This window comes from Gordonia sp. N1V, assembly GCF_029269935.1.
GTDB lineage: Bacteria > Actinomycetota > Actinomycetes > Mycobacteriales > Mycobacteriaceae > Gordonia > Gordonia polyisoprenivorans.
Window position 1 is genome coordinate 12,974 of record NZ_JARJDD010000024.1, and the last position, 23,591, is coordinate 36,564.

Sequence of the window (23,591 nt, forward strand, 5' to 3'; positions counted from 1 at the left end):
CGCCGTGCCTTTCGGGTGTTGGAGTGGTTGGCTGGTGTTCAGCGTTCGTGGGCTTCGTGCAGGACGACCCGCCCGAGTTGGGAGTATCGGCGCGGAGAGCGGACCCGTAGGATCACCGCCAGCGCTATCCCGCCGATACCCACGACGCCGACGATGTACGGGATCGCATGGAACACCCAGTCGGTCGACGCGGTACCGGCGGCGAACGACGCGTTCTTCGCGAGTAGATAGATCACGTACAGCATGCCCAGCCCGCCCAGCAGTGGGGCGACCAGTGTTCGGAACCAGTTGGCGGTCTCCGGATGCTGTTTCTGCACATGGAAATACGAGATGACCGCGAATGCTGCGAGTGCCTGGACGATCATGATGGCAGTTGTCCCGAGCAACGCCATCAAACCATACAACCCGGTGTAGGGGTCGCGGCCGGTGACGGCGAAGAACACCACGATCACGGTGGCGACACCGGTCTGGATGAATCCGGCGATGTGCGGTGAGCCGTGCACCGAGTGCGCCGCGCCCAGCGTCTTGCGCATGCCGGGGATGACGTCCTCACGGCCGATCGCGTAGATGTAGCGGGCCGCGCAGTTGTGAAAGGCCAAGCCGCACGCGAAGGATCCGGTCATCAGCAGGATGTGGAACATGTCCACGGCCCACACCCCGAGGTGCTCACGCACCGGTAGGAAGAAGATCTCGCCGGCCGTGTTCGAATCCTGAGCCAGGGCAACGGCATTGTCGGGTCCGGTGCCGACGATGGCCAACCAGGACACCAGCACATAGAACACGCCGATGCCGATCACCGAACTGAGCACCGCGATCGGGATGATCTTCTTCGGATCCTTGGACTCCTCGCCATACATCGCGCTCGACTCGAAGCCCACCCACGACCAGAACGCGAAGAAGAGTCCGACGCCGGCCGATCCGGCCACGGCGATCGGTGATCCGCCGGCGCCGGTGACCGTGCCGCTCAGGCTGTGAAAGCCGTTGAGCGGGTTGAGCGATCCCCATGACCAGCCTTGTGGTCCGCCGCCGGTGGCGAGCACCGACACCGCGAGTAGCGTCAGCATGGCGATCTCGGTGATCAGTAGGACGCCAAGCACCTTGGCGGCCAGGTTGATGTCGAAGTAGCTGAGGATGGCGTTCACGGCGAGCATCGCCAACGCCAGGATGATCCACGGGATGTGCACACCGAAGAACGTGTTGAGCAGATCCTCCCCGAAGAACGAGAAGATGCCCACCAACGATGCCTCGAACACCATGTACGCCAACGCCGTCAGGAATCCCGCACCCAGTCCGACGATCCGTCCGAGCCCGTGCGAGATGTAGCCGTAGAACGCGCCGGTGGCGGTGATGTGACGTGACATGGCCGCATAGCCGACCGCGAACAGGGTCAACACGATGGTGGCGACCATGTATCCGGCCGGGGCGTAGGCGCCGTTGCCGAATCCGACCGAGATCGGCACGTTGCCGACCATCGCGGTGATCGGTGCGGCGGTCGCGACCGCCATGAACAGCACGCCGACGAGCCCGACGGCGTTGGGTTTGAGTCGCTGGACGGCGCTCGCGTCGGCGGGTGTCGTGGAGGTGGGCGGGGAATCGACGGTGTCGCTCATCGGAAGATCCTTCGCAACTGGCCTGCCTGGTGGCAGGGCGAGGGCTGGGAGTCGAATTGGTCTGGTTAGCGACTGTGGTGACCGGACCGATTGGAGGTGTCGTGCACGAGGTCAATCGACACGATCAGGAATTATCGGCACAGGAGTCGGCGCTGGTCAAGTGGTGAGAGCACCGCGGCGACAACATGTATTACGTGCAGATTGCCGATGTCGGGTTCGTGAAACGATTCGGTGAAGTGCTCGCTATTTGGTCTGTTCTCCGGTTGTCGAAGACCGCGTGCTCGCTCATCCTGAGCCGATGCAGGAGGCGACGGCTCAGATGAGCGTGCGGACCGAACTCGCCGACGGCTACCGTGCGTTCGCGGTGGCGGCGGCACCGCGGTACGGGTTCAATCGGGCGGATGTGCAGCTGCTCAGCATCAGCGAGAACGGCACCTTTCTCCTCGAACAGGACGGCCGGCGGCTGGTGATGCGCGTGCACCGACCGGGCTATCACTCGCGTGAGGCCATCGAGTCGGAGCTGGCGTGGATGGCCGCGCTTGCCGAATCGACGACGATCTCCACACCGGGAGTCGTTGCTGCGCTCGATGGTTCGCTGTTGACGCCGATTCGGCTCGCTGACGAGCGGCGCTTCGTCAGTGCCTTCGAGTTCGTCGAGGGCGTCAACGGCGAGGACCCGACCGCCGACGTCGGCTTCCGGGATCTCGGGGTGATCACCGCCCAGTTGCACGAGCACGTCGAAACCTGGCGGATGCCGCCCGGATTCACCAGATTCCGGTGGGATCTCGACGCCACGCTCGGCCCGCAAGCGCGCTGGGGTGACTGGCGTGCCGCACCGGGTCTCACCCGCGATCAACAGGTTCGGATCGGCCGCGCGGTCGACACGCTCTCGGCCCGGCTCGACACCTACGGTATGGGCCGCGATCGCTTCGGACTCGTGCACGCCGATCTCCGGCTCGCCAACCTCATGGTGCACGACGCAACGATCACCGTCATCGATTTCGACGACTCCGGATGGTCCTGGTATCTCGCCGATCTCGGCGCGGTGGTCTCCTTCGTCGAACACACGCCGCAGGCCGAGACGATGATCGGCGAGTGGGTGTGCGGCTACCGGTCGGTGCGGGCACTCGACGCCGAGCATCGCGCGATGATCCCGACCTTCGTGATGCTGCGGCGCGTCATGCTCACCGCGTGGATCGGCAGTCACCCGGAGGCGGACTCCGCTCTGGCCGCCGGTGCCGACTTCGTCTCGGGCACAGCTGAGATCGCCGACCGCTACTGCCGGGATCGTATGTGGTTGGCCGAGCCGTGCCAGCTGGTATGACGATCATTTTCTCGAACAACCCTCGCCTGGGTGGCGAGCGAAAGGAGTAGCCGATGTTCGCGCTCGAGGGTAAGTCCGTGGTGGTCACCGGGGCCAGCAAAGGGATCGGGAAGGGGATTGCGTCGGTATTCGCCCGTGCCGGCGCAAATGTCGCCGTCGTCGCCCGCAACGACGAGCAGGTCGCTGCCTGCGCCGCCGAACTCGACGTGCTCGGCACCGGACGAGTGATCGGCGCGGTAGCCGATGTGTGCGATCCGGAGTCCTGTACAGCGATGGCGCGCACGGTGATCGATGCGTTCGGTGGCATCGACGTGGTGTGCGCCAACGCCGGGATCTTTCCGGAAGCGCCGCTGGCGACGATGACCCCGCAGCAACTCGACGAGGTTCTCGACGTCAACGTCAAGGGCACTGTCTACACGGTGCAGTCCTGTCTCGACGGCTTACGGGTCTCGTCGGCCGGCCGGATCATTCTCACCTCGTCGATCACCGGTCCGCTCACCGGTTTTCCGGGATGGTCGCATTACGGCGCGTCCAAGGCCGCGCAACTCGGCTTCATGCGCACCGCCGCCGTTGAACTTGCCCCGCACGGCATCACCGTCAATGCCGTTCTGCCGGGTAACATCCTGACCGAAGGACTCGTCGAGATGGGGGAGGACTACATCGCGTCGATGACCCGCAGTATTCCGGCGGGCACCCTTGGCCGTCCTGACGACATCGGTTATCTCGCCGCGTTTCTGGCGACCGACGAGGCCGCGTACATCACCGGTCAGGCAATCAGCGTCGACGGCGGACAGGTGCTGCCCGAAACCCCGGAAGCGGTGCTGCCACTCGACGCTGCGACGTCCTGATGGAGGAAACGAAAGGCGGCCCGGTCGCCGAGGACGTCCGACGGCGCATCCTGGCGATGCTCGGTCGCGGTGAGATCGGCCCCGGGTCGCGGCTCGGGTCCGAACGTGATCTGGCCGAGGCATTTTCGGTATCGCGGTCGACGCTGCGCAGTGCGCTACTCACGCTTGCACAAGCGGGCATCGTCGAACGCCGTCCAGGCCGCAGCGGAGGGATCTTCGTGCGCGCCGGAGTGGTCGAACGCGCCGCGGGAGAGTTGAGTAGCCTCCCCGAGCGGTTACTCACCGGCGGACACACGAGCAGATCACAGGTGCTGGCCACCGAACGCCGCCCGGCAACTGTGGTCGAGGCGCGGTCACTCGAGATCGGCGAGCGCGAGGAGGTCCTTGTCGTGCGGCGGTTGCGCTTCGCCGACGGTGTTCCGCTGTCGGTCGACACCGCATGTCTCGTCGCCCAGCAGGTGCCCGACCTGCTCGACCAGCCCCTCGGCGGATCGCTGTACTCGCTACTCGAGGAACGCTATGGGTTCCGTCCGACCACCGCATGCGAGACCATCGAGGTGGTGATGGCCAATCCGCGCGAGGCGCAGTGGTTGCAGATCCCCCGAAACCGGCCGCTGCTCGCAGTCAGCCGGGTCACCCGCGATCAGCGCGGGCGCCCCTTCGAGTACGGCAACGACCTGTTCCGCGCCGACCGCGTGCGGCTGGTCGCCGCCACCAACACCGTCCTCGGTCGCGAGAGCCTGGCCGCCGACGGCGTGGTGGAGCGGGTGGTCAGCGTCTGACGAGCGTGACGCACAACGAGGCCGACGAATGACGAGGAGCGACCGATGGACGACTACTACGATCTCGGTACCTACTCCCGGCAGGTGAGTACCACCTCTCCGTTGGCCCAACTGTGGTTCGATCGCGGACTGATCTGGAGCTACGGATTCAACCATGAGGAGTCGGCCGCCTGTTTCGAGCGTGCCCTCGCGGCCGACCCGCACTGCGCGATCGCCCACTGGGGAGTCGCCTACGCGCTCGGTCCGAACTACAACAAACCCTGGGAGTTCTTCGAGCCGGACGAGCTCACCGACTCCGTCGGGCGGGCGCACGCTGCCGTCGGTCGTGCACGAGAACTCGCGGCATCACCGGTCGAGGCGGCTCTGATCGGCGCCCTACAGTTCCGCTATCCCGCCGCCACTCCCGACGGTCCGGCCGGTGACCCCGACACCTGCAGCGTGTGGAATCACGAGTACGCCGCCGCAATGCGGGAGGTCCACCAACGCTTCCCCGACGACCTCGACGTCGCGACCCTGTTCGCCGACGCTCTGATGAACCTCACCCCATGGCAGCTGTGGGACATCCGCACCGGGGCGCCGGCACGCGGTTCGCATGCCGTCGAGGCGCAGCAGGTGCTCGACGTCGCACTCCGATTGGCAGGTGGCCCAGAGCATCCGGGTCTGTTGCACATGTACATCCATCTGGTGGAGATGTCGGCGAGCCCGGAGTCGGGGCTCGTGCACGCCGACGGCCTGCGCGATCTCGTGCCCGATGCCGGACATCTGCAGCACATGCCCACCCACCTCGACGTGCTCTGCGGTGACTACCGCCGCGTCGTCGCCTCCAATGCGCGTGCCGTCGTCGCCGACGAGAAGTTCATGCGCCGGGAGGGGCCGATGAACTTCTATACCCTGTACCGCTGCCACAACCACCACTTCCGGGTATACGGCGCGATGTTCTCCGCGCAGTCACAGGTGGCCCTCGACGCCGCTGCCGGGCTCGAGGCGGCGATTCCCGAACAGCTCTTGCGCGAGGAGAATCCACCGATGGCCGACTGGCTCGAGGGATTCCTGTCGGTAGGCGTCCACGTCGATGTCCGCTTCGGCAGATGGCAGCATCTCATCGACATGGCGTTGCCCACCGACGCCGACCTCTACTGCGCGACAACCGCGATGATCCACTACGGCAAGGGCGTTGCGCACTCGGCGCTCGGCCACATCGACGACGCCGAGCGTGAACGTGACCTGTTCACCGCGGCGCTGGCCCGCGTCGCTCCCACCCGCACCCTGTTCAACAACACCTGTCTCGACATCCTGGGCGTTGCCGCAGCGATGCTCGACGGTGAATTAGAGTATCGCAGAGGGAATCACGACGATGCCTACGCACATCTGCGGCGCGCCATCGAACTCGACGACACCCTTCCCTACGACGAGCCGTGGGGCTGGATGCAGCCCACCCGGCACGCGTACGGGGCGTTGCTACTCGAACAGGGACACGTCGCAGAGGCCGCCGCGGTGTACCGCGCCGACCTCGGTCTCGACGACACCTTGCCGCGTCCGCTGCGTCATCCCGGCAACATCTGGGCGTTGCACGGTTACCACGAATGCCTGACGCGGCTCGGACGCCACGGGGAAGCCGAGATCATCGGTCAGCAACTCGCTTTCGCCCAAGCAGTCGCCGACGTCCCCGTCGTCGCGTCGTGTCTGTGTCGGCGGTCGGTGTAGATGGCGGTACGAAACCAGTATCGGCACAGTCAGTCTCGAGGCTCGCCCTGGCGGGCTCGTACCTCGGCCACCGATTAATGGCGGCCTGCCCGCGGGGCCCAGCCGCCCCCGGATCGCCGACCGGTCCTTCCCCCGATTGCCGGCCGGGCCTTCCCCGGGATCGCCGGCCGGTCCTTCCCCCGGATCGCCGGCCGGTCCTTCCCCCGGATCGCCGGCCGGTCCTCCCCCCCGATGGTCGAGGTGCGCGAGCCCGCTAGGGCGAGCGCCTCGAGACCCGGTGAGATGATAGGTTTCGCAACCACCGTGGGACTGACGAAACCAGCGTCGGCACAGTCGGTCTCGAGGCTCGCCCTAGCGGGCTCGCACCTCGACCATCGAATAGCGGTGACCTCTGACCACTCACCCCGCCGCCGCCGACTCCACCGGAGCCACCCGCCCTTCCGGCACGCCCCACTGCACGAGCCGGGGCCGCCAGCGGGGTGCGTTGGTGGCGATGGCAGTCGGTGGGACGAGCTCCCGTAGTACGTGGCGCAGGATCAGGTAGGAGACGACGGCGACGAGGATGGAGAAGACGTTGAGTATCACGCCTTCCTGCACCACGTCGGTGGGCGTGAAGTCTTGGTCGGTGACGGTGTTCTTCGACCCGTGCTGACCGAACGACCCGATCCCGTCGTGCACCGAATGCAGGAGGGCCGCGGTGAGCCACCCGAGGAAGCCGACCTTGGAGACCACCCGCCCGGATCGGTGCGTCCCGAGCCAGATGGCCGCGGCGGCGATACTCGCCCACAGCGGATGCCCGGTCTCGGCGAGCGGACGCGTGACCGCTTGCAGCAGATGCGAGTTGGTGCCGTTGCCGCCACCCATGTATTGGAGGGCCTCGCCGATGCCGAACACCGACCCGCTGATCAGCACCATGAGCACGCCGCGGCGAGGGTCGCCGAATGCCGAGCGCGCGAAGATCAACAGGATCAGCGGCACCGCGATCTTGCAGGTTTCCTCGATGGGCCCGGACAACCACAGGTCGACCGCGAAGGGGAGGTGCAAATGCGGTTCGAGGAGCCCCTCGATGGCCGTCGCGACGCCGAGGGCCACCGCCCCCGACACCACGCCGACGACGATCGTCAGCGGGAGTCGATTCAGCTCGGTGAACCGCAGGTGTGGGGCGACGAGCGTGACGATGCCCGTCATCACCAGCACGACGCCGATCGCCGCGGGCCATACCCACCAATGCCCGGAACCTGAATTCCCGATGATTCCGAAACCGATGGCCACCACCATTCCGGCGACGATCCACGAGAACCATTGATGTGTCAGAGAACGCCAGGGACGCCGATGCCACGCAGGTGGTGAGGATACCGAAGAATCGGGTGCGGATTCGCCGGTCCATCCCATTCCGTCCCAGCGTGCGGTAGTGGATGCGGCACCGTAGGGATACCATCCCGGCGGCGGGACCAGCGAGTTCGTCATGACATCCTGCTTTCGTCGCACGAGTGAATGCAATTCTCGCACGCTCGTGCACGATCTGCGGAGGTATTCCACCGAACGTGGGAATGACCAGCACCGGCGGAATTCTGCTATTCGGCAATCGCGACAAGAATGTCTATCGCGTGCATGTATTCACGACGTCTCGTCGTTTTGGTTGACCAGCCCCCGCAGGTTGCTCATCATGCGCCACGTCATCACCGCGCTGATGACGCTGGTGACGTCGATCATGGCCCGGGTGGCGCAGCTGTTGTTGACGTCACGCTGCAGCAGATACAAGCGGGGCGCGGATGATCCGGTCGTATTGGTGGGGAGCCGGCAGGGCACCGTGGATCCGTGCCGAGGTTTCCAGGCTCTCGACATCGTGGCCGTGGCCTCATTGGCCGGCCCGGTCACCGGCGGCGGCTCCGAGCGTCGAGGGTGGGCGTCAGTGCACCGGCCAGTACCTGGTGGTCGCTGGTGGCGATAGTGAGTCCGCGTCGCGCTGCTTGGGCCACGAGTATCCGGTCGAACGGGTCCTTGTGTTCCCACGGCAGGCGTCCGGCCATTGCGGCGTCTGCGGAATCGATCGGGAGATCGGTGGCGTTCATGGCCGTCAGGATCTCATTCCATGCCGACAGCAAGGGTTCGCCGCTGAGGCGTCCGATGCGGGTCTTGATCGCGACTTCCCACGCCGATGCGGCGGAAACGATGAGTTCGTTGTCCTGGTCGCCGAGGGTCGCTCGAACCTCGGTGGCGACCTTGGTGGGGTTGGATACCAGCCAGAGTAGAACGTTGGTGTCGAGAAGTATTGCGGTCATTCGAGATCGCTCTGTTCCCACACCGATTGCTCGGAAGCCGGCAATGGTTCGTCGAAGTCCTCCGGCACTACCAGCGTCGGGATCTGTCCGAAGGAGCGCGGCAGCGGCGTGATCGGTGAAAGCACTGCGACCGGTCGGCCATGATTGGTGATGGTGACCGAAGCGCCCGACCGTTCGACCTCCGCCAGGATGGCGTTGAGCCGGGTCTTGGCCTCGGTACTGGTGATCGTCCGCATCGCCCCAAGATACACCATTGAGACTAGTTCGATTAGTCTTAATTGACTAGGGGTGACTCTGCTTTCGACGGGCCGTTCGTGCTCACCCATCTAATCGACGATCGCCTTTCCGTACCCGGCCCGGAAGTCGGTGATCGCGTCCTCACCGGCGAGCGCTCGCATCATCGCCGTCAGCCCACGGGTGACGGCAACGTCGTTCTCGCCGTTCGCGATCGCCGCATACGGCTTGATGCACCCGCTCACGGGATCGACGAAGTCTGCGTAAACCGCGGCCACGTGCGCAGGCAGCGGACCGACTCCGCTGAGCACGTTGTAGAAGGCGGTGTTGCTGTTGTCGCCGTGGAGATGGGCCACGGTCCCGTCGGCGTTGATCGCGACTGACGTATCGGTCGGTGGACCGATCAGCAGGTCCTTGAGTCGCCCGGTGAGGCCGGTGGCGTCGGCCAGACCGGTGGCGTCCTCGCCGAACGGCGCATACCCACCCGCGGTGGACAGCAACGTGAACATCTGGTCAACGGACTCGGACTTGCGTTGATAGGCTTCGGCTGCGGCCTCGCGGCCGTATTCGTCGAGGGTGGCCAGCTTGATCCCACGATCGACGATTCCTTCCACACGCCCTGCGGTGATGAGCTTTTCGTTGGCGTCGGGGTGTTGGCCGAAGTCGCGTTCGAGCTCGAGCTGGGTCAGCATGGCGCGGCTGTTGATGGTCTGCCCGGCCTGCGCATCGGTGTTCAATGTGGCGATAATGTTCGACGCGCCACGCAGCGTGTCTCGATCGAGGCTCTTGACGTCGAACCCTGGATGCTCATCTGCGCCAACGAGATCGGGCAGGTACTCACCCATGCTGAGTGCCAGGCCGCGCACCAGTTCCGGGTTCACCTCGCCGACGGATTGCCCGTCGGTGCTCGGGACCGCCGACATCAATTGCCAGGAAGCATCACTGGCGGTGGCGCGGGCCACCGACTCCATGATGTCGCCGGCCCGGGTTGCGCGGATCACGTCAAGCGGATCGCCGGCGTTCTCGACGCGCATCTCGGTGTCGGCGAAGGTGAACATCAGTGCGGCATTACGGCCGTCGTCATCCCACTGGTGGGTCAGGACGTCGGTGACGAACTGCATGCCCGTCTGCGGGTCGGCGACAGCGGCGTTGATGGCGATCGTGTCGGACGACAGCGCCCCGATCATTCCCGTGGTGAGTGAATCATCGCGCATGCGGCCATGGCCGTCGACGGTGTAGGACGGATTGTTCGGATCCTGTTCGGCGAGAACCTGTCCGTGCAGATAGGTCTTCGTGGCGTGCATCAGCGCGTGGTCGAGGTCGGTGCCCATCGCGTACTGCCGCTCGCCCATGCCGACGATGCGGCTGATCGCCTGATTGTCGGCGACCCCGTTCAGGCTGTAGGAGTTGCCGCCCACACTGGAACCCGGGGCTCCGGGAGTGCTCTTCGTCCCGACGACGAGAAGATCCTTGCGCGTGAGCGAGGCACGCATCCGCGCGGGGAGGACGGCCAGGCCGCCGGTCGTCGGAACCTCCGGATCGCCGGTGACACTTGCCGTCACATCGTGATGCGACGAGATCTGCATGATGTTGACCAACCCGCTCTGGGCCTCCGGGGGAAGGGCACCCAGGATGGCTTCGATCTCTTGTGGCGACTTCCCGTCGAGTCCCCGCAACAGGGTGTTCATGTACTCCATGTGTGACGCCGAAATGGTCACCGGCGCTCCGGCTTCGAGTGCGGCGACTTGTTGCGGATGGAGCCTTCCGGCCTCGACCAGTCGGCGCAACGCCTCCGGCGACAGCGTCGACGGATCGGTCGCGAGCGCTCGGCCGTCGACGCCGCCCTCGGGGCTGCCGATCGAGTCGGCACTGGTGAATCCGGCGATCAGACCGGATCGCATGCCCGCGAGTCTGTTTCGGACGTCGGTATCGGCGGTGATCACATCGGCGACGGCGCCGGTGATCGCCTGGGTGTGGGCAACGATCGCATCCCGGATCGCCACTGTCATCGGACCGGCGGCGCGTGGGTGCGCCGTGAGGTACTCGTCGACCGTGAACCCGGAAGCCTCGGCGGTCGCGATCGCGGCGCGCGCACGCCGGAGCGGGGCGTCGATACTCCAATACCCCTGTGTCGCTTGATCGGCCAGATCGGTCAACGTCTGCGCGACGGTACGCGAAGCCCGCAGATCGGACTCGGCGCGAGCGACCGCGGCATCGGCAGCAGCTCCGGTCCAGTGGGTGCCGTTGTTCATCGCGACCGTGGACCGGTAGCGGGTGAACAGGTCCTCGATCCCCGTGCCCATCGCCGTCCAGGCCGCGGCTAGATCGAGCAATGCCGACGCGTCGTAGGCGATGACCTCGGATTTCGTCAGCGAGCAGATCATGCCGGGTCCGTCATATCCCACTCGCCGGTCGCCGCGGTGTAGAGCGCCGCGATCTGTTCCGCGTTCTGCTCATCGGAGGCCTCGAACTGCCGCGCCACGTTGATCATCACGTCACCGGTTTCGCTGAGCCGCTCCCGGATTCCCGGAATCAGCACACCGGAGACGACGGCGTGAGCGATGTCGAGCGCCTCGTCGACGGCCTTGACCAGACCCGGGCGGGCCGCGCTGACGGCGTCCTGCCCGGACGTGGCCGGCAACATCATCGCCGCACCCGCCAGACCGTGTAATTCACCTCCGAGCGACCGCAATCTGTCGAGATCTGCTGCCACAGTCATGTCGTCCCCCCGCTGCCGAGCAATGCGTGCCGGGAGCCTATAACGCGCACACCGGCCATCGGCGGGTCGCGACGAAGCCTGTGGATAACTCTGGCCACCAACCTGTTTCGTCAATGACGTACGCCCTCGGTGCACCACCCGGCAAGCGCTGATAGGACCGCAAGGGTGCTGGCGTCTCGAATGAGATCCTCGGGATGTCGGACCAGTCCGCTTGACTCAGCGCCTCTCACGCTGGGAGCAATACTGGTACCGTATTCTTGTACCACCCAATCAGGAGGGGCGTGTCATGTCTATCAGTGCGAGTGAGGCGCGGAAGTTGCTGTTTCCGCTGATCGAGCAGGTCAACGACGATCGGAGTGCGATCGAAATCGTGTCTCGGAAGGGCAATGCGGTGCTGATGTCGGCTGACGAGTACGCGGCGTGGCAGGAGACGGCCTACCTGTTCAGGTCGCCGGCCAACGCCCGCAGACTGTTGGAGTCCTACACACGTGTCTCTGTGGGGCAGACCGAGGTGCATGACCTCGACCGGACCGACGAGGACGGCTGAGTGCGTCTGGTCTGGGACCAATCGGCATGGGAAGACTATGTGCACTGGCAAACCGCTGACCGGCGACTACTGAAGCGGATCAACACCCTGCTCGACGCGTGCCTGCGCGATGCATTCACCGGCATCGGAAAACCCGAACCGCTCAAGTACGGAGTCCCGGGCGCCTGGTCGCGGCGCATCTCCGACGAACACCGGCTCGTCTACCTCGTCGATGGCGATGACGCGATCATTCTGCAGGCTCGGTACCATTACTGACTCACGGCAATTGCCGGGCGCCCAGCAGCTTCGATTCCAGTCGAGGCCGGTGTGGAATCACCATTCCCAGCCCGCAGCGAACTCCCAGCTCTCTGACAGCGGACCGTCCTACCCTGACCCCATGGCGTCACACCGGTGTCGGGGTCTGCTGTCCATCGCGGGGGTCGCAGTGCTGGGGTCGGTGATCGCCGCCTGCGGCTCGCCGGGAACATCGGGTTCGACGTCGTCATCGGCGGCGTCGGCGGCAGCGTCGGCGGCCGCCCCCACCTACAACGTCAACGTCAACGACGCCGCGGGCGCCACCGGCGGCTACGTGTTCTTCAACGAGGGCACCTCGCCGGCGAGCGCAGTGGTCGGGCAGCGCTCGCACGACGAGCGGCGTGCGAGTTCCCGGGTCGTGATCGCCGACAAGAAGGGTCGCGTCGTGTGGTCGCGGACCGCCCCGCCCGGTCAGTCGATGGCCGACCTGCAGGTGCAACAGTTCCACGGCAAGCCGGTGCTCACCTGGTGGCAGGGCAACCTGGCGTCGGGGCAGAGCGGGGTGGACTACATCGCCGACGAGCACTACCAGATCATCGCGACGATCCCGGCCGGACCGGCCGGCGCCAACATCCACGAGTTCCGACTCACCGACAACGGCGAGCACGCGTGGATCACCATTTTTCAGCCGATCACCGCCGACCTGACCGCGGTCGGCGGCGCCAAGGACGGCACCATGTACGACGCGGTGGTCCAGGAGATCGACGTCGCCACCAAGAAGGTGCTCTTCGATTGGCATGCCTCCCAGCATGTTCCGATCACCGACTCCTTCATCTCACCCAAAGACACCGTCGACAACTCGGGCGGTATCTACGACCCGTACCACGTCAACGCGATCTCACTGGCCCCCGACGGTCACGTGGTCGTCTCGATGCGCCACACCTCGACCGTCTACAACCTCGACCCCACCACCGGCGCCATCGACTGGCAGATCGGCGGGAAACACTCCTCGTTCGCCCTCGGCAAGGGCGTGCAGTTCTCCTTCCAGCACGACGCCGAGATGCCCGACGCCACCACACTTCGGTTGTTCAACAACAACTCCGACGGTCAGACCACCAACGGTGCGTCGAGTATCGAGTGGATTCACCTCGACACCGCCACCCACACCACCACGCTCATCCGCAACCGGACCCACCCCGGCAACGTGCGGGCCACCGCGATGGGCAACGCGCAGATGCTGCCCAACGGCGACGTGTTCGGCAGCTGGGGGACCGGCAATCACATCGCCGAGTTCACCCCGACCGGACAGATGGTCTACGACGTCTCCCTGGCCCCGACGGGCAGCTACCGCGCCTACTACCAACCGTGGACCGGTGAGCCGACCGGCGTGCCCGAGGCCGTCATCGGCCACGACGGCATGACGATCCGCGCCGCCTGGAACGGCGCGACCCGCGTTGCGCAGTGGCGGGTGCTGCACGGCAGCACCGCAGCCAACCTGACACCGCTGACGACCGCGGCGTGGAACGGCGCATCGACGCCGATCACGCTGCCGCAGAAAGCTTCCGGCTACTACCAGATCGAGGCGCTCGACTCGGCGGGGAAGGTGATCGGGCGGTCGGTGCCGTTGTCGGCGGGGTGAGACTACCCGCGACGCAACCGTCTGGGACGAGAACTCACATGACGACCAGGTTATGAATCTGGACTGGTCGGCCCGTTAATCCCCTTGAAGGCTTCGAGATAGTCACATTGCGCTGTGACTGTCTCGTGGCTCTACACTTTGGCAAGCCAAGTGCGTCTGGTCCCACGAGGACGCTGGCTACAACCGATGGCGGTCGGGTAATGTAGCCCGGGCTGAGCCGTTGAAAACCTGCTTTGAGCGGGACTTTCAGCTAGGCGGAGGTCCATGTGTGCTTGTCCGTTTATACTGCTTAGCATCGACGTGCTCATCAGGATTAATGGCGTTTGCTACAGGTAGCGCCGACGCGGAATGGAAATCAGATCAAATTGAACGACATGTTCGAGAACTTGGTACCCAAGCGGAGTGTAATAGTCGTTGATACGAATGTGCTGTGGTCAAATGACAAAGAGCTGCGAAGCACTGTCACGTGGAAGACGCTCCTGGAAATCGCGCGCTATAACGTAAATCGGGCTGTCGTGATACCGGAGATCGTCGTTCGTGAGTTGGCCCGGCACGAGAGGAATCGGGTTAGGCGTTTGCTCAGGGCGGGAGCCAACGAATGGTCCGATGCTTTGCAGAAACTCAGGTCAGCCGGGTTCCGTTTCGCTGATGACCTGCCCGCTCCGGCGGAAATCCGTGCACACCCGGTCCTGACGATTGAGGAATTGGCCGATGAACTGCGCGCGGAGCTGGCTTCCTCCGGGGTGTTCGTATCCGAGATCCCATCTGTGGACCATTCCGAGCTGGTTTGGTGGTCACTCAGGGAGCATCCGCCATTTGATCAATCAGACAAAGGATATCGAGACGCGTTAATATGGCACTCGGTGCAAGAAGTGGCTTTGACAATGCTAGAGGGCACCGTTGTGGTATTCGTTACGGCAGACAACGACTGTCGGCGGAGCGGCTCTGACGAGCTGCATGCGCTTCTGGCCGAGGAGCTGCTGAAGGTCGGTGCGAACACGGTTACTCTATCCAGGACCTTAGGTGATGCAGTCAGATTCACTTCGACTTCGGTCCAGCCGGTGCTCCACGAGGGAGGGGATGAGGCTTTGGCGTTGTCTGCCGAATCTCTCGAAGAGATAATTAGAAGGAGAGTTGAACAGCTGTGCAGCGAACTCGAGGGTGTGTCGTTGGAAAGCAATACTGCAGTTCTCGGATCTTTGACACCGGTATTTGATTATTGCATAGATGACGCGATTGAGGGCCCGGTAGTTTCAAGCGTCTCACCGGATTGGAGTACTCTGTTTATACAGCCGCATGAAACGTACACGGGCAGCACTGAGATTGGCAGTTTGACGATCCAGGCGGGGGTGGAATACGAAGGTCTTATTTCTAAAGAAGACTACGCAGACCTCTCTGACTTAAACTTCGATGAGGTATACGATTGGGACGATCGTTTCTTGTCAGTGAACGGTTCTTTTCGTGTAGAGCTGACCTGTGATTATGCTGCTAACATAGACGGGATACAAGCATTCGATTTCGAGTTGGCTTCAGTGCTCTGACCCCGGCATGAATAAACCACTCGGCGCAGCGACGACTTCGACGCATTAACTGAGTTAACCGGGGCCGCCAGTCAAGACTGTCATCCGCCAGCGAACTCAAGATCGGGCCACTGCGCCAGAGCGCGGCGATGTAGGGCCTGTCGACGGTGGCGTTCTCTTCGGTTGTCGCGGCGTGGTTTTCGATCAGCAGGTCGCGCTTGAACTCCGCTTCGGCCTACATGTCGTCGACCGCCGACACCCGTGTGACGAACAGTCTTGACGGTCGGGGCCATTGGTGGACCTGGTGGGTCTGCCCGTCGGGCGACTCATCGATGTTGGGCAGGGCGACGGTCGAAGATGTCGCAGAGTTCGCGGACCCGGGCGATCGTCAGCGGTGTGGCCCGTTGCTTCCAGTCGGCGAGGCACGAGCGCGCTTCGTCGACCGTGTAGGGCTGTCAGTCATTACGACGGCTTCCACCCACCGGACTCCCGACACCTCTGATCAAGGAATCCGCTCGCCGAGGGCCACCTTGCTCTGCGGAGACGCTACGCATCCCACATTCCACACCTTCCCGGTCCGAAGGCCCGTACGGTGGAGTTGATGCGACAAGTGAGGGGCTCCGCATGAGGCGACACGCCACGACCAAGCGATCCACGTCGCGCCGAGTAGCCGCCGCGGTGCTTGCCGTGTGTCTCGCCTCGAGCGGAGCGGCCGTCGTGGGTGCCGGAGCGGCGCACGCGGTCGACCCCGACCGGCTGCGACCAGGATGCGTGTGGCGCACGGCCGAGGATCAGGCAAATCATGTGCAGACCTGTAGCTGGCACTCGGAGTCGCTGGGCCGCGAGGTCACCGTGCAGGTACGGCCGTCCGATCAGCAACCCGGCCAGACCGAGCGAGGGGTGTACTTCCTCGACGGGCTCGGCTCCACCCCGGCCTACAGCTCGTGGTCGTTGCCGATCGCTGGTGCGGTCGAGAATTACAGTCCCGCAGACAATCTGGTGATGCCGACGGGCGGGTCGGGGGAGTGGATGACCAACTGGCGCACCGCGCCGACCGGTGCCGCGTCTGCTCCGCAGTGGGAGACCTTCCTCAGCTCCGAACTGCCGTCTTACCTGTACTCGAATTTCGATGTCGGACAGCGCAACAACGCGATCGTCGGGGTGTCGATGTCGGCGGCACCGGCGATCATCACCGGACTCGACCACCCCGAGACGTTCTCGGTGATGCGCGCCTACTCCGGCTACTACGAGACCGACAACCCACTCGGGTGGCTTGCGATCCCACTCATCCAGATCAGCCGATCGGGCATCACCAACGGGCTCTGGGGAATGTGGGGTAACCCGTTGAGCCCCGGCAACAACTGGGCGCACAACAGCGTGGCGCGCCGACTCGTCACCGAGCCCACCCCACCCCAGACGATCATCGTCTCGACCGGAAACGGCACCCTCTCACCGGCCGAGATCGACGCGCAGAACGCTGCGATGGCTACCATCTGGCGTGAGCATCCCGAACAACTCCCGGCATTCCTGCTCTCCTCGGCCGACGGAGTGATCGTCGGCGGAGCTCTCGAATCCGCGGCGTTCGGCTCCACCCTGCTGCTGCAGGCAGCGACCACCGCTGTCGGGCTTCCGGTGCGCTACCGCTATTCGAGCGGCGGCCACAACTGGCTCGCGTGGGGCGACGACGCACACGCCGACGCGCAGGAGGTCGACGCCGCGCTGGATGCGGCAGCCGCCGGTACCTCGACGGCATCGACGCAATCCCCGTCAGTCGCACCGACCTCGCCCACGCCGGCGAGTCCGGTGAGCCCGACCAACGTCGAGCGCGAGCTCTCGTCGTTGCCGACGACGCTTCCCGCACCCGTGCGCGACGCGGTCGACACTGCGGCCACGGCCATCGGGTCGTTGGCTCCGCATCTGGCGCCGGCGTTCACTTCTGCGCATCGCTGAGCCGGTCGGGGTCACCAGCGAAGACTGTTATCCGGCAACGAATTCCAGATCCGGCCACTGCGCCAGGAGGGCGTCGATGACGCTGCGGCGCAGGTACCCGATGTCGTCGTCGAGCGTGACGCCGATGGCGTCGAGTCCGTCGGCGATGTCGCCGTAGGCCACCTCCGCCGTCGAACGCGGCACGAGAACGTAGTAGTACGTGCGCTCGGGTGAGGCGCCGTAGTCGATCCACTTGTGGATCACCTGCCCGGGTTCGGATGCGATGCAGCGCCGTTTTGCCCGACCGCGGACCTTCCACACCAGCACCACGTGGTTGCCCTCGGCGTAGACGTCCTGAGCCGTCTTGCGGTCGCCGTCATTGCAGAACACAGCGATGTAGGGCTTGCCGACGGTGGCATTCTCTTCGGTTGTCGCGCCATGCTTTTCGATCAGCAGGTCGCGCTCGAACTCGGCTTCGGCAGACATGTCGTCGACCGCCGACACCTGCGTGACGAACAGCTTCGACGGGCGAGGCCATTGGTGGACCTCGTGGGTCTGCTCCTCGGGCGCCTGCTCGTCCGGCAACTCCTCGTCGTCCGGCAGAGTCACGGTCGACTGATCGAAGATGTCGCACAGCTCGCGGACCCGGGCGATCGTCAGCTGTGTGGCACGTTGTCTCCAGTCGACGAGGCACGAGCGCGCTTCGTCGACCGTGTCGGGACTGTCGGTCAGTACGACGGCCTCCTGCAGCATCGCCTGCGACCGCTGCGAGACGTTGGCCGACCCGACGGCCACGAAGGCATCGGAGTCGTCGGTGGCCTCACAAAGGAGCATCTTGGCGTGCAGATGCGGCAGCGAATAGACCCGCACGTCGGCCTTGAGCCACGCCATCAGCGAATGGGGGTTGGTCGACTTCTGTTCCACGGCCCGGACCGTGGCGTCGACGATGATCGACGATCCGGATCGCAGTGGAAGGTGGGTGTGCGCGTCGGCGCCCACGTGGGCGATGGCCGCGGTCACCGAGTGCTGTCGAGCGGCGATGACTGGAGTGAGTTGGGTCCACACCGAACCGGTGAGGAGTCGGGCCGTGCGGTTGGTGCCAAGTCCGAGGGTGTCCACAAGGATTCACAGTAGAGGGCCGTCGCCTTGCTTCACCAGAGCGCGAGATGCGGGGCATAATGTCTGGCTTCCCCACTACGATCCATCCATGTCTCTGACAAGGCCCGGCTGGTACCCCGACCCCGCCGACCCCTGGACTCAGCGATGGCACGACGGCACTCAATGGACCGGTCAGACACAACCCAATCCTTTTCCGCAGAAGAAGCGTCGACGAAAGTGGCCGTGGATCATCGGTGCGCTCGTCGGCGCCTTGGTCCTTTACATCGGGATCAGCGCGGCTACAGGGTTTCAGACGAAAGGGTCTGACGATGCGAGGCCAGCCGCGCCCACCTCGAGCGTCGAGACGACATTCGAGGGGCCAGGCGTGACCGCGACCACCGCGAGACCAAGCTCCTGCGAGCCTGCACCAGACCAGGTTATCGCCATTATCGAAGGAAGCCTGCGTGATTCGACGCTCACCCTCGCCAACACCGCAATGGTGAGTGTGCCTGGGAACCTCAACTACATAGGCGCGAACATTATGCGCGGCTTGGAGAAGGTGTCATCCGCTGACGTACGGGCGCAGAAGGAAGCAGCGATCTTCTCGCTATCGGGATCCGCACGCGAATATTCGCTGCTCCCTGATGGCCGACACATCCTCGATATCAGCGCCGGCGACGATTACGGTACGGCGGTGCAGGACTGCGTGACCGCCCGGTGACCGATCCCGGACGAGTTGCTCAGCCCATCTGGCACAGGAGACGGCGATGTTCGGCGTAACGTGATTGTCCATGATTCGTCGCGCAGTCACCGCCTCGGGAGTAGTCCTTGCAGCGATATTGCTCGGCGGTTGCGGCGCCTCGATCACGACGTCGACGAGCACCCTCGTGTCGTCTGTCGCCGCGGCACCGACGACGGACCCCCATGCCTCAGGCGCATTGTCGAGACCGACATTTTCCACGGAGTCGGAGACATCCTCGGCGGACTGCACGAACGCCGATTACGAGAACCCGGCGAAGAATCCAACGATCATCCTGTGGGAGCAGTGGCCTAACACGCCTGCCGATGCGATCGAGGTCGGTTCCATGGACAAGACGACGTGCGAGCCGTCGATCGAGTCAGTCGAGGCAACGCTACCGACCGCGCCCGGATATTGCACCAAACTTGCTTGGGCAACTGACAATCCTGGCTATGACGTCGACATGAAACCTGCGGCACCGCTGAAGGAGGTAATCGATACTGTTGGCGACTGCTGACGAAGACGAACGACGAAACGGACGGCGAAGTAGTGGCCGACCGCGATCTCCTCCGCGCTGCCGCCCCGTGACATCCGCTCGCTGATGAAGCGTCGTCAGGCCAATGAGTAAGCTGCGGCGATCGAGGTCGACCCATGGGCTTCGGTCGGCCTGGACCCGGAGCTCGATGTACTGGTGGTCGGAACCGACGAGGTGACGTTCGGCAAGCGGGCCGAGATGCCGGGACTGGCGGTGCGGATCGCGGCAAGTTGGGGGATGGCTGGGAGTCGTGATCGTCAGTCGTCGGGAACGTCACGATCCGGCCGGTGTGCACCAGAGTTCGGGAACAGATATTGCGAGATGACGTACAGGATTCCGATCGATTCCACGACAACGGACGTGAAGTAGGCAATCACCACGCTGGCTTCGACATGGTGCCATTGCGATCCCATGTAAACGCCCATGAACGCAGTGGCGGCGAAAACGAGACCTCCCACGGTGATGAGTGTGAACGTGACGATCTTCTTGCGGTAGCCCCGCGCGTCACGCAACTCCTCGATGCGCTCCTCGTCTATCCGCTCCTGTGTTGACCTGCCGTCGGGATCGGCCTCACCGGCTGGGGTGGTCTCAAGTTCGGATGCCGCGGCGGTGTAGAAGCGAAAAAGCCTCTCGTCTGCCCGGCTCTCCTCCTCGCCATCGTCGCCGCTCACTGGTGAAGCTCGTCAGCTTTCTTGATTCGGTCGAGCCGCTTGACCATCGCAGGTACCGAGACGCCGAAGTGCGAAGCCATCTGCACATTCGTCTCGCCGCGGGCCCGCAGTCGCTGAATCTCGCTCCGTGGCATTAGCAGATTGCCGGCAAACTCGTCGGCGTAGAACTCGTGCAGGTCGTACTTGGTTCCACGTTCATCAATGAACGCGAAGTCCGCCTTGCCCTGGTTGCTGCGCTCGACGAAGTGTCCCAGCTCGTGGGCGATGGTGAAGCGTTGACGCGCCGGGTTCTCATCGCGATCAACGTAGATCGTGGGGATCTCGTCCGGTCGGGCACGGACCATCCCCGATACGCCCTCACGGAGGTAGGTGTACTCGATGCGCAAACCCATACCTCGCGCGATTGCCTCGATGTCCACGGGGAACCGACCCGGCTGCCAGTAGTCATCCGCTACCTCTTGCGCAGCCTTGCGCGCGACATCGATAACGAGCGGCCCCATACACCTCTCCTCCTTCACGATCAAGCGTAGTCGCGACGACGTGGCGAGGATACGGCCCTGCACCGACAAACAACGGACCCCGTCTGCGGCGATGTGGTCCCGCTGCCATTGCGGCCTGACCGAACAGCAGCTTTCATGGCATCCTTCGTTGATGCAGTGGGAAGCTGACGAAATTGTCGAGTGGTTGCCGAACTATGACGCTCGGTACGTCACCCTAGTCGTGCCCGGTTTGAAACCAGTATCGCTGTATCCGCCGGCGCGTACCCTCATTTCAAACGATCGGTTTCGCTCCGACGTCGAAGCGGGGGTGCTCGCGTTCGAGGAGAAGACGGGCATAGAGATCCTTGTCCAGGAGTCAGGTTGGCAAGCTGACCTTGGTGGCGCGGAATGCGTCATGACATATGTGCTCGATGCGGCGGTATCCGGAATTATCGGCGCATACGCAACAGACCTACGTGACAGCGTCGTGCGCGCACTCAAGTCACGATCACCACGCGCACCTATCACCGAGCAACGCGTCAAACATCACGCGAAGATTCTCGTCAGTGTTCGGCACAACGTCAGCGCGGCTGAACTGACCGTACGAGCAGTGACGCTGCGCGGGACTTCGGCCAGTGTCTCCCTGTCGGGTAGTGATGGGTCATCGTTCCTGGCAGAGCTGCAGTTTAATGAGGACGGGACCGCTTCACTCACATCCTCAACGCACACGTTCCCCTAGCGCGACCTCGGTCCGTGTAAAACCGCGAGCAAGACTCTGCGCACGCCACATTCTGGGTTATGTGCGGCCATCACCGCCCCCTCCGCCCGGCACATGAATGCCCTAAACCACCCCCCGACCTGCGCCGATCCATTTTGTCAGACCTCGAAGGTATGTTCCATTCATGTCCTCCGAGATCCCGCTTGATCGCGATGCCGACGCCGATGCCGTCGGCGTGCCGAGCGCGACGGATCTGTGGCTTGCGGGCGCGCATGACGAGCAGCCAAAGTCGTTCTTGGAGCAAATCCCCGAGGATGAGGACCTCTCGAAGACCGATTTGGTGGAGGTTATCGCGCATAGCGCCGCGTCGATCTCGGCGGCGCACTACCGGATGCTGCAGGGCATCTCGCTGCTTCATGAGGCGCACGAGGAGGAGTACGGATGCGAGGTCGCCGAGAAGACCTCGGGTGAGTCGAGTCTTGCGGAAATCGCCGAGTCGGCGGCGAAGGCGGTGTGCGGAGTCGATCCGCGCGAGCAGTTCGGTCCGGACGGCTTGGACCGGACGGTCGCCGACGTCGGGGCCGTGTTGTCGATGTCTCCGGCCGCCGCCAAGGAGATGATCAAGCTGGCCGAGGTCGCCCGCTATCGGCTGCCGTCGACCGGCGCGATGCTCGGGCTCGGTCGAATTGACCCGCAACGTTTCAAGATTGTGGCTGCTGCGACCGAACTGTGTGATCCGGAGCTGCTTCCGGAGATCGACGTGAAGTTGTCCGACATGATCGGTTCCCGTGATCAGATGTCGACGCAACGGTTCACCAACATGGTCAAGCGGGTGGTTTCCAAGGTCGACCGGTCGGTGTCTCGGCGTCATCGGGAGCGGGCACAATCTGACCGGGGGGTCGCGATCGGGCCCGATCGGTTCCGGCCGGGCCAGGCGCGGATGACCGCGCAGTTGCCCACCGCCGACGGCGCTCTGGTCGGCTCGCAACTCGACGCGATGGCCGAGGGCGTTCACAAGGGTGACCCGCGGACCAAGAAGCAGCGGCGCGCTGACGCGTTGATCGCCCTGACACAGGGACGCGATCGCCTCGCCTGCGAATGCGAGGACTGCACCGCGGTCGCTGATGACAGCGACAGTGACGGCGCACCCGACGATTCAGCGGTGCTCGATGCCCAAGCGCCGCAGAATGATCCGGATACCGATGAGGTGCAACCTCCAGAAGCGGAACAGCTCGCAGAGCACGAACAAACCCCAGAGGACGCGCACACGGAGTGCACCTGCGAGTGTGCCGACCATCGCCACGAGCCGGCGGGCCCTCGAGGGACGATCTTCGTTGTGGCCAACGAGTCGACGCTGGCCGGCGAGGACGACGATGACGCGCTCATCGACGGATACGGTCCGATTGACGCCGACTCCGTACGTCAACTCGCCGAGGCAGAGTTCACCCGCAAGGTCGGGATCTCACGGGTGTCGGCGCTCAAGGGCATCGACGGGCTGAAGTATCGACCGGGTAAGCGTCTGCAGGCCTTCATTCGGGTGGGTGAGCTGTGCTGTACGTGGCCGGGCTGCAACGAGCCGGTCTGGAAGACCGATCTCGACCACAGCGAGCCGTTCGACCACCAACACCCCGAGCGTGGTGGTCCGACCGAAGCGTGGAACATCAAGCCGCTATGCCGTTTTCACCATCGGATGAAGACCTTCGGCCGGTGGCGAGACTTTCAGGACACCATGATGACCGCGATGTTCCAGTCGCCGACCGGGCATTGGTTTGTCGGCAACGCCTTCCGTGGTGTCGACATGTTCCCCGGGCTGAAGGGCGCCCACAAACTGAGGTACCTCAAGAACAAACCACCCGATCATCCCGCCCGCAAAGCGATCGACGCGCGCCACGCCAAGGCACGCGCCGCGGACCAACGTGCCCTGAAGCGTTGGGATGACGCGCATCCGCCGCCGTACTGAGAGCGGTTGTCTCGCTGGT

At 64.3% G+C, this 23,591-nt stretch carries 23 protein-coding genes; 13 read left to right on the forward strand and 10 right to left on the reverse strand.

The window, feature by feature from the left end; translation table 11 throughout:
* Window positions 1-38: 38 nt before the first annotated feature.
* Window positions 39-1,610: an APC family permease gene (locus tag P3L18_RS23385; protein WP_276115387.1), complete on the reverse strand. Its 1,572-nt coding sequence runs from the start codon at window positions 1,608-1,610 to the stop codon at window positions 39-41.
* Window positions 1,611-1,929: 319 nt separating this feature from the next.
* Here P3L18_RS23385 and P3L18_RS23390 point away from each other — a divergent pair, with 319 nt between their 5' ends.
* The 4 genes from P3L18_RS23390 to P3L18_RS23405 are packed head-to-tail and all read left to right on the forward strand — an operon-like array spanning window position 1,930 to window position 6,268.
* Window positions 1,930-2,934 (forward strand): phosphotransferase, encoded by a 1,005-nt coding sequence (locus P3L18_RS23390; RefSeq protein WP_276115388.1) that lies wholly within the window; start codon window positions 1,930-1,932, stop codon window positions 2,932-2,934.
* Window positions 2,935-2,987: 53 nt separating this feature from the next.
* Window positions 2,988-3,782, forward strand: coding sequence for a 3-oxoacyl-ACP reductase FabG (fabG, locus tag P3L18_RS23395; protein ID WP_276115389.1), 795 nt, complete (start codon window positions 2,988-2,990; stop codon window positions 3,780-3,782).
* On the forward strand, window positions 3,782-4,564 hold the full coding sequence (locus tag P3L18_RS23400) for a GntR family transcriptional regulator (protein WP_276115390.1): 783 nt from the start codon (window positions 3,782-3,784) through the stop codon (window positions 4,562-4,564). The genes fabG and P3L18_RS23400 overlap by 1 nt, the downstream gene beginning before the upstream one ends.
* Window positions 4,565-4,609: 45 nt before the next feature.
* Window positions 4,610-6,268 carry a hypothetical protein gene (locus tag P3L18_RS23405; RefSeq protein ID WP_276115391.1) on the forward strand — a complete coding sequence of 553 codons (1,659 nt, stop codon included), beginning with the start codon at window positions 4,610-4,612 and terminating at the stop codon, window positions 6,266-6,268.
* Window positions 6,269-6,667: 399 nt separating this feature from the next.
* Here the strand turns inward: P3L18_RS23405 and P3L18_RS23410 are convergent, their stop codons facing one another.
* The 6 genes from P3L18_RS23410 to P3L18_RS23435 all read right to left on the reverse strand — a co-directional run bounded on the left by P3L18_RS23410 (window position 6,668) and on the right by P3L18_RS23435 (window position 11,503).
* Window positions 6,668-7,735: a PrsW family glutamic-type intramembrane protease gene (locus tag P3L18_RS23410; RefSeq protein WP_276115392.1), complete on the reverse strand. Its 1,068-nt coding sequence runs from the start codon at window positions 7,733-7,735 to the stop codon at window positions 6,668-6,670.
* Between the two features lie 150 nt (window positions 7,736-7,885).
* Window positions 7,886-8,077 (reverse strand): hypothetical protein, encoded by a 192-nt coding sequence (locus P3L18_RS23415; protein ID WP_276115393.1) that lies wholly within the window; start codon window positions 8,075-8,077, stop codon window positions 7,886-7,888.
* A gap of 65 nt (window positions 8,078-8,142) precedes the next feature.
* Entirely contained in the window at window positions 8,143-8,550 is a 408-nt protein-coding gene (locus tag P3L18_RS23420; RefSeq protein ID WP_276115394.1) for a type II toxin-antitoxin system VapC family toxin, read from the reverse strand.
* Window positions 8,547-8,786 (reverse strand): type II toxin-antitoxin system Phd/YefM family antitoxin, encoded by a 240-nt coding sequence (locus tag P3L18_RS23425; RefSeq protein ID WP_276115432.1) that lies wholly within the window; start codon window positions 8,784-8,786, stop codon window positions 8,547-8,549. Before P3L18_RS23425 ends, P3L18_RS23420 begins: the two co-directional genes overlap by 4 nt.
* A gap of 90 nt (window positions 8,787-8,876) precedes the next feature.
* On the reverse strand, window positions 8,877-11,168 hold the full coding sequence (locus P3L18_RS23430; RefSeq protein WP_276115395.1) for a hypothetical protein: 2,292 nt from the start codon (window positions 11,166-11,168) through the stop codon (window positions 8,877-8,879).
* Window positions 11,165-11,503, reverse strand: coding sequence for a hypothetical protein (locus P3L18_RS23435; RefSeq protein WP_079929973.1), 339 nt, complete (start codon window positions 11,501-11,503; stop codon window positions 11,165-11,167). Before P3L18_RS23435 ends, P3L18_RS23430 begins: the two co-directional genes overlap by 4 nt.
* Window positions 11,504-11,789: 286 nt before the next feature.
* Between P3L18_RS23435 and P3L18_RS23440 the strand changes: the two genes are divergently transcribed.
* The 5 genes from P3L18_RS23440 (at window position 11,790) to P3L18_RS23460 (ending at window position 17,393) form a co-directional block, all read left to right on the forward strand.
* Window positions 11,790-12,050 (forward strand): type II toxin-antitoxin system prevent-host-death family antitoxin, encoded by a 261-nt coding sequence (locus tag P3L18_RS23440; protein ID WP_014359059.1) that lies wholly within the window; start codon window positions 11,790-11,792, stop codon window positions 12,048-12,050.
* A complete protein-coding gene (locus P3L18_RS23445) occupies window positions 12,051-12,305 on the forward strand; it encodes a Txe/YoeB family addiction module toxin (protein WP_079929972.1) in 255 nt (84 codons plus the stop codon).
* A 121-nt stretch (window positions 12,306-12,426) separates the two neighbouring features.
* Window positions 12,427-13,923 carry an arylsulfotransferase family protein gene (locus tag P3L18_RS23450; protein ID WP_276115397.1) on the forward strand — a complete coding sequence of 499 codons (1,497 nt, stop codon included), beginning with the start codon at window positions 12,427-12,429 and terminating at the stop codon, window positions 13,921-13,923.
* A 374-nt stretch (window positions 13,924-14,297) separates the two neighbouring features.
* On the forward strand, window positions 14,298-15,464 hold the full coding sequence (locus tag P3L18_RS23455; protein WP_276115398.1) for a PIN domain-containing protein: 1,167 nt from the start codon (window positions 14,298-14,300) through the stop codon (window positions 15,462-15,464).
* A gap of 603 nt (window positions 15,465-16,067) precedes the next feature.
* Window positions 16,068-17,393, forward strand: a complete 1,326-nt coding sequence (locus P3L18_RS23460; RefSeq protein ID WP_276115399.1) for an alpha/beta hydrolase-fold protein — start codon at window positions 16,068-16,070, stop codon at window positions 17,391-17,393.
* Between the two features lie 27 nt (window positions 17,394-17,420).
* Here the strand turns inward: P3L18_RS23460 and P3L18_RS23465 are convergent, their stop codons facing one another.
* Window positions 17,421-18,491, reverse strand: coding sequence for a phospholipase D-like domain-containing protein (locus P3L18_RS23465; RefSeq protein ID WP_276115400.1), 1,071 nt, complete (start codon window positions 18,489-18,491; stop codon window positions 17,421-17,423).
* Between the two features lie 88 nt (window positions 18,492-18,579).
* On the opposite strand from P3L18_RS23465, the gene P3L18_RS23470 reads away from it, so the two are divergent.
* Both P3L18_RS23470 and P3L18_RS23475 read left to right on the forward strand, forming a co-directional pair.
* Window positions 18,580-19,191: a DUF2510 domain-containing protein gene (locus tag P3L18_RS23470; RefSeq protein WP_276115401.1), complete on the forward strand. Its 612-nt coding sequence runs from the start codon at window positions 18,580-18,582 to the stop codon at window positions 19,189-19,191.
* A 70-nt stretch (window positions 19,192-19,261) separates the two neighbouring features.
* Entirely contained in the window at window positions 19,262-19,726 is a 465-nt protein-coding gene (locus P3L18_RS23475; RefSeq protein ID WP_276115402.1) for a hypothetical protein, read from the forward strand.
* Window positions 19,727-20,001: 275 nt separating this feature from the next.
* Here the strand turns inward: P3L18_RS23475 and P3L18_RS23480 are convergent, their stop codons facing one another.
* Together P3L18_RS23480 and P3L18_RS23485 are read right to left on the reverse strand one after the other, a co-directional pair.
* Window positions 20,002-20,415 (reverse strand): hypothetical protein, encoded by a 414-nt coding sequence (locus tag P3L18_RS23480; protein WP_276115403.1) that lies wholly within the window; start codon window positions 20,413-20,415, stop codon window positions 20,002-20,004.
* Window positions 20,412-20,978: an ImmA/IrrE family metallo-endopeptidase gene (locus P3L18_RS23485; RefSeq protein ID WP_276115433.1), complete on the reverse strand. Its 567-nt coding sequence runs from the start codon at window positions 20,976-20,978 to the stop codon at window positions 20,412-20,414. Before P3L18_RS23485 ends, P3L18_RS23480 begins: the two co-directional genes overlap by 4 nt.
* A gap of 88 nt (window positions 20,979-21,066) precedes the next feature.
* Here P3L18_RS23485 and P3L18_RS23490 point away from each other — a divergent pair, with 88 nt between their 5' ends.
* Together P3L18_RS23490 and P3L18_RS23495 are read left to right on the forward strand one after the other, a co-directional pair.
* Window positions 21,067-21,633 (forward strand): hypothetical protein, encoded by a 567-nt coding sequence (locus tag P3L18_RS23490; protein WP_276115404.1) that lies wholly within the window; start codon window positions 21,067-21,069, stop codon window positions 21,631-21,633.
* Window positions 21,634-21,796: 163 nt separating this feature from the next.
* Complete coding sequence (locus P3L18_RS23495) at window positions 21,797-23,572, forward strand: HNH endonuclease signature motif containing protein (protein WP_276115405.1); 1,776 nt, start codon at window positions 21,797-21,799, stop codon at window positions 23,570-23,572.
* Window positions 23,573-23,591 lie beyond the last annotated feature (19 nt).